The organism is Stenotrophomonas sp. SrG (assembly GCF_050031795.1).
Lineage (GTDB): Bacteria > Pseudomonadota > Gammaproteobacteria > Xanthomonadales > Xanthomonadaceae > Stenotrophomonas > Stenotrophomonas rhizophila_A.
In genome coordinates this window covers 1-244 of sequence record NZ_JBNBBE010000846.1, presented here as the reverse complement: position 1 = coordinate 244, position 244 = coordinate 1, and the positions used below count along the sequence as shown (strand labels likewise).

The 244-nt window shown below is 77.5% G+C and carries 1 protein-coding gene; it reads right to left on the bottom strand.

The window, feature by feature from the left end; genetic code table 11:
• Positions 1-244: orotidine 5'-phosphate decarboxylase / HUMPS family protein (locus ACQG3P_RS21930; protein ID WP_426806228.1), on the bottom strand; the 244-nt coding region annotated here is incomplete at both ends.

Here is a 244-nt window from a genome sequence, read left to right as displayed (position 1 = left end):
CGAACGCCTGGGCCACGCCCACGGTGCGCTTCTGGTCGTCGCCCACCGGGCCACCGGGGCGGATGCCCGGGCACCCGATCGAGAACCCGGCGCCGGTGGCGGCGCGGATCGGGCCGGCTTCCTGGCCCGCGGCGATCACGCCGTCGATGCCGGCCGCCTGCGCGGCCAGCGCGCGTTCCACCCCCACGTCGACCGGCTCGGGGTCGATGCCCATGCCACGCAGGTCCGCACGCCCCATCGAGGT